The 5,404-nt window shown below is 34.8% G+C and carries 7 protein-coding genes; 3 read left to right on the top strand and 4 right to left on the bottom strand.

The annotated features are described in order from the left end of the window. Together AC1DND_RS18195 and AC1DND_RS18190 are read left to right on the top strand one after the other, a co-directional pair. The coding region (locus AC1DND_RS18195; protein WP_477583756.1) for a putative sulfate exporter family transporter at positions 1 to 519 on the top strand (519 nt) is incomplete at its 5' end. Positions 520 to 962: 443 nt separating this feature from the next. Then, positions 963 to 1,850 (top strand): sugar phosphate isomerase/epimerase family protein, encoded by an 888-nt coding sequence (locus AC1DND_RS18190; RefSeq protein ID WP_477583755.1) that lies wholly within the window; start codon positions 963 to 965, stop codon positions 1,848 to 1,850. Positions 1,851 to 1,890: 40 nt separating this feature from the next. Here the strand turns inward: AC1DND_RS18190 and AC1DND_RS18185 are convergent, their stop codons facing one another. After that, positions 1,891 to 2,517 carry a hypothetical protein gene (locus AC1DND_RS18185; protein ID WP_477583753.1) on the bottom strand — a complete coding sequence of 209 codons (627 nt, stop codon included), beginning with the start codon at positions 2,515 to 2,517 and terminating at the stop codon, positions 1,891 to 1,893. Positions 2,518 to 2,790: 273 nt separating this feature from the next. On the opposite strand from AC1DND_RS18185, the gene AC1DND_RS18180 reads away from it, so the two are divergent. Further along, positions 2,791 to 3,279 carry a hypothetical protein gene (locus AC1DND_RS18180; RefSeq protein ID WP_477583751.1) on the top strand — a complete coding sequence of 163 codons (489 nt, stop codon included), beginning with the start codon at positions 2,791 to 2,793 and terminating at the stop codon, positions 3,277 to 3,279. 113 nt (positions 3,280 to 3,392) lie between these two features. Here the strand turns inward: AC1DND_RS18180 and AC1DND_RS18175 are convergent, their stop codons facing one another. The 3 genes from AC1DND_RS18175 to AC1DND_RS18165 all read right to left on the bottom strand — a co-directional run. Next, positions 3,393 to 3,602, bottom strand: a complete 210-nt coding sequence (locus tag AC1DND_RS18175) for a cold shock domain-containing protein (protein ID WP_215126053.1) — start codon at positions 3,600 to 3,602, stop codon at positions 3,393 to 3,395. Between the two features lie 178 nt (positions 3,603 to 3,780). Continuing rightward, complete coding sequence (locus AC1DND_RS18170; RefSeq protein WP_477583749.1) at positions 3,781 to 4,920, bottom strand: sensor histidine kinase; 1,140 nt, start codon at positions 4,918 to 4,920, stop codon at positions 3,781 to 3,783. 233 nt (positions 4,921 to 5,153) lie between these two features. Next, positions 5,154 to 5,404: LytTR family transcriptional regulator DNA-binding domain-containing protein (locus tag AC1DND_RS18165; protein ID WP_477583747.1), on the bottom strand; the 251-nt coding region annotated here is incomplete at its 5' end.

Raw genomic sequence — 5,404 nt, 5'->3', positions numbered from 1 at the left:
TGGCTGGGTGGTACCTTGGATACAACGGCAACCGTAACCGCTGCAGGCGATTTGGTTGGGCCAATAGCCGTTAAAGCAGGTGTTATAGCCAAGTTTTCGCAAAATGTTTTTATTGGTGTTGCTGCTTTTTTTATAGCTATATGGTGGGCCTATAAAAAACCTAAAAGTGAAGATGGTATACCCTTCAAAGCAGAGCGCCCGGGGTTGAAAATTGTGTGGGAGCGATTTCCGAAATTTGTATTGGGTTTTGTTGCAGCATCTTTGGTGTTTTCTTTTCTGTTATCTCCCACAACTGCAAAAAGTGTTGGACCAACCTTAAACGGCTTACGTACAGTGTGGTTTGCAATCGCTTTTATTTCAATCGGTATGGAAGCTAAATTTTCATCACTGGTAAAACTTCAGGGCGGTAAACCCGCATTTACATTTGTTACAGCACAAATATTTAACATATTTTGGACCCTCTTATGGTCGTATATTTTATTTGGCGGATATCTATTTCCTATACCTGATTTTAAATAAGTGAGGAATTGGGTTTTACGCTATCATTCACAGATTCCTATAGGAAAGTCGTCAATTGCGAGGAACGAAGATAACCGAACGATTGAGCTCATGAATGCCTTTAAAAACATATGCAAAAATGAATAATCTTAATGTGTAAGACGCTTTTACCCCAAAAACGTTGCAGTAGAAATGCCGCTATTATGCCAACACCGCTAAATTGTCGACGAACTGGATTTAAAAAGTGCCCAATGGCAGAAGTTATTTTTGTATTTGATTGAAAGGAGCTTCCATTTATTCCGTTTTCTTCGGAATCTGTGATTTTGCTGATACAAAACTTAATGATTAGATTTTATATTATCTTTAAGGGAGAATTTTTAGACACTCACCAGGAAGTTGTTCAGTTAATTAGGAGAAGGGGAGCTTGAGACTTCATTTTTTGACCAAATCGTTTAAATAACAATATGAGAAGTACAAAATTTAGCTATCTGGCTTTTTTTATCTGCCTGGTTTATACCGGTTTTTGTGGTTTTATTTCTGATAAACAGGCATATCCGCGTTTAGGGATTGTATCTGGATTAGCACAGGACAGTTTAGCTTATGCCTCTGGTTTTAAAATGATTGGCGAATCTGTTCCGAAGATGCTTTCACCTGCATTAACAGATGATCAGTTTCTTGCCAACGTGGTAAAGATTAAAGCTGCAAAATGTAAAGTATTAACCTGTAACCTTTTCTATCCGGCGAGTATAAAAATAGCTGGCCCAGAGGTAGATGAAGCGAAGGTTTTAACTTATACCGAAACTGTTCTTTCAAGAGCTCAACAAGCGGGGATCAAGTTTATTGTTTTGGGCAGCTCGGGGGCAAGGAGTATTCCGGCTGATTATAATGTCGTTAAGGCAAAATCAGATTTTATTAGCCTGGGCAAAAAACTAGCGCAAATTGCCGGGAAATATAAGGTTACAATTTTGCTAGAAAATCTCGAAACCACCGAAACTAACTTCATCACCTCGTTAAAGTCAGCTGCAGAAATTGTAAGGGAGATTGATCATCCAAATTTCAGGCTTAATGCTGATATATTTCACATGATGCGTGAAGGAGAGTCCCCAAATGAAATTATTGAGGCCGGAACATTAATTGCATTTTCTGAGGTTGCCGAAAAACAAAACAGGTCGTTGCCAGGTGTTATGGGCGACGATTTTAAGCCTTATTTAAGAGCCTTACACAAAATAAACTATAAAGGTTTCATCTTTATGGAAGGAAGTATCAAAAATGCTGCTGTAGAAATGCCGCTTGCTTTCAAATATCTTTCTGCTCAGATTGCAGAAGTGTATTCGGAAAAGAAAGCAGATTAATTATTGTTCTTTTCTACTGAAATAAGATATATAAATGCTGTTATTTCGACAATAATACCAGCGATTGCACATTTGATTTTTCTGCAGCCTTATCAATATTTGGTAAACGCATTTTTGCAACGTTGGCCTCGACAGTTAAAGATGGATTTTCACTTTTAGTAAGTGCAGCTATGTCTCTTACTGTGCTCGATAACATTTTAAGTGTAAGCATAAATTGACGGTCGATATTCCTGATCTTCTGAAAATCAACATTTGGATTAAAATGTTCGGTATTCGACCGCTCACTTTGATTAAACTGGATGCTGTCTAAAAGAACCAATTTGTCTGTAATCTGGTTCAATACTTCGTCCGAAAGATTTAGTCCTTGTATGCCTATTACCCTATTGTTTTTTATATAATAATCTAAGCCATTAAAGCTAATGAGGGTTAAGTTATTCCTGTTGATGATGTATTCTGCCTTTGGAAGACTATTTTTCGAACGGTTTTTATTATATGCACAGCGCTGAGCAGCTAAACGTTCAATCATATCGTTTCCGTTCAATCTATCTACATTCTCGAAAATATCAGCTAGTTTTGTTGGCTTGTTTTGAGCAAGAACATGAATTGATAAGCAAGATAATGAAGTGATTACAAGGAATACTAGAGCGGATGATTTGATACTTTTCATGCCGCAAAGATATATGTATAATTGCTAAAATTAAATTTTTTGTATGTTTAATATTACGTTTTTAAGGTGTTTTTGATTTTTTTTGATGATAAAAATCAATTTTTTATTTAACAGGTATTTAATAATTAAAAAACACACGCAATTCTTTGGCTTAGCAGATTGGATTTTTACGGAAAAGAATTCGCAATTAGGTTTTTAATTCTGTGCTTTTTTGTGCTTAAGAAATAGTTCTATACTTTTGGTTTCGCGATATATAGTATTACCTTATTATTGATGATCGAACTCGACTTTTTCTTTAATCTGCCTAATGGCGATATCATGCATTTTCAGCTTATCCGGCTTTCGAGAGGTGAGCTGTGGACTGTTCTTGACCATAAACAGGTATTGGAAAGGATAATAAAAGAAGGTGGGAAATGGAAAACATTGCTAGGCAGTTCCCTATCCGAAGAACTTATACAAAGTATAGGACTGTTTATTGATCGGCAGCAATATCAAAATTTGCCTATCGAGATTAAATTGAGATGGCCAAAGCTTATTGAGGAAATTATAGTGAATTCAGATACTGAATATATTGTGGTCTGCAAGCCCTTTGTAAATTTCAGATCATTTGAAAAAATGTTTGAAAAATTTGTACCTGCCATGATAAAGGATGAGTGGGCAATCAATTTCAAAGTTTACAACCACGATTTTGGCGAAGATTTTATAAAGAAACTAAGCCGCAAGGAAGAAAAATCCAGTTATCATCCTATTCAGAAATGGTAATCTTATATTGGAAGCAGGGATTCTGCTTCATATTAAATTTCAACTATTTAAAATATCACATATAATTTCCTTTATTGGATTTAGTATGGCGTCAAAATTTAATTAAGGTGCTATTAAGATGTTAATTCTGCAGTGTTAACTAAATGTATTTTTGTTGCAGCAAGACCTCTTGCTGTAAGCTCTATTTCAAAAGAAATTTCATCATTAAGCCTGATTTCTTCCTGGAGTTCCATTAAAAAGAATTGAATTTTCTGTTCATTTTCATCTTTAATAATGCCATGTCCACTATTTTGATCTACATAGCATATTGTACCCTTTCTCATTTTTTATCTGTTTTGTTAAGATTTACCCTTAATTCTTCAATGAAGATTTATTTAAATATTAGAACGTCAATTAGGAGGGTTTAATATAGTAATAATTTTGTTACATTGAGTTGAGGAAATCGATATATTTATTGATGGTGAGAATGTAGAAGGGGTTCTTATTGGGTCAATTTAATTGTTAAAGAGGGATAGTTTGTTCAGCTTTTTTATCTTCTGATTCTATTATTAATGCATTTAAGGAAATACTTATGCTTAAAATATAGAAGCCTTCTTCGTCTATTCCTGCAGTTATTTCGGCATTTTGGTGATAAGCGTATTTTAATCGGTTACGGATATTGTCCATTCCTGAACCAAAGCCTACCTTGCTTTGTATTAATCTGGGTAAATTTCGGCTTTCGATACGCAGTTTGTCATCAAAGGTATAAACATCTATAGTGGCCTTATCTTCTATGCTATTAAGATTGCCGTGTTTAAACATGTTTTCTAAAATAGTAAGCAAAACAAGCGGAATTAATTTGATTTCATCAAGATCAGGGCCGCTAGCAAGCTCAATATAAATTGCACCTTGCGTAATGCGGTGCAAACCAATCAGGTTTTCGCATTGTGCAATCTCTTCACTTAAATATACGTAGCCTTCATTATGTTGGGTATTGGCAGCAAAACGCATCATATCTGAAAGATAAAGCATTACCTTGGCGTCTTCTGGAGAGTAGGTGCTTAGTTTCTGGTGTATAAACTCAAAAGTATTAAAGAGCAGATGTGGATTAATCTGTGCTTTCATGAAAGCATTCTTAGACATAGCTAGTTCCTTATCCATTTTTTCCTTATCAATAAGCATTTGAAAACGCAGTTTTTCGATACGTGATTTTTCTGCTTTTTCTTTGATGAACCGCTTTAAGAAATAGTAACCTGTAGAAAAAAGAAGGAAAAACGAACCCCTATAAAGTACCCTGGATATTCTGATCCTAAAACTTGGCAATTTCCCCGGTAAAATATTGGTATAAGTATTTAATAGAATATCAACTACGGTAACTATGCCCAAATAGGCCAAGATTGCGAGGATAACTACCAGAGGAACCTTCCATACCGCTCCGCTAGGGAACTCTATGGCTTTTTCTATCAGTAAAGGATAGGTGTAAAATAAGGTCATATTAATCAAGTAGTGAATAGCGTAGTTGCCGAACGTTCCTAAGATACCTGCAAAATAAAGCACCATCAGCGTTTCCCAAATGATAAATACAGTCCAAGCAATTATGTGTATCCGGTAAGTATACAGCCAGTTTCGCAACATACTGTTGCTCCATTTTAAACTATTCATAAAGACTTATTTACTATTTGTGTAACGATTAAAGTTATAGCGTGCTATCGCGGCTAGTTTTCGAAAAAAAAGATATGAAAACTCAAAAATTAGCTAAAAGAACACTTTTTGTATTTAAAAAAAAATATAATGGAAAAATAAATGAACCAATAAGTACTTCCGAACCAACTACCGTTGTAATCACTACAGGCATATGTGTAATTTAAATTCAGCAAGCATTTCATTAGTAGCCGTTATTTTTTACGGCTGCTAATGATTAACCTTTCAGAAATAAAGTTTCTAAATTCATTATAATATATATCTCCAACGGTAAAATTTATGTGGTTATTCATCGTAATCCGATTACCATCCACATATAAAATCTTATCAATAGCAACAATATAACCGCGGTGTAACTGTATAAAACCTTTCTTAAGGCTAAGCTGTTCCCGAACATCTTTTAGGCTTAAATAAGCAATAATTACTTTTTCTACGGTATGTATCT

Source organism: Pedobacter sp. 01N416, from assembly GCF_056399685.1.
This window is presented reverse-complemented; position numbering and strand designations above follow the sequence as displayed.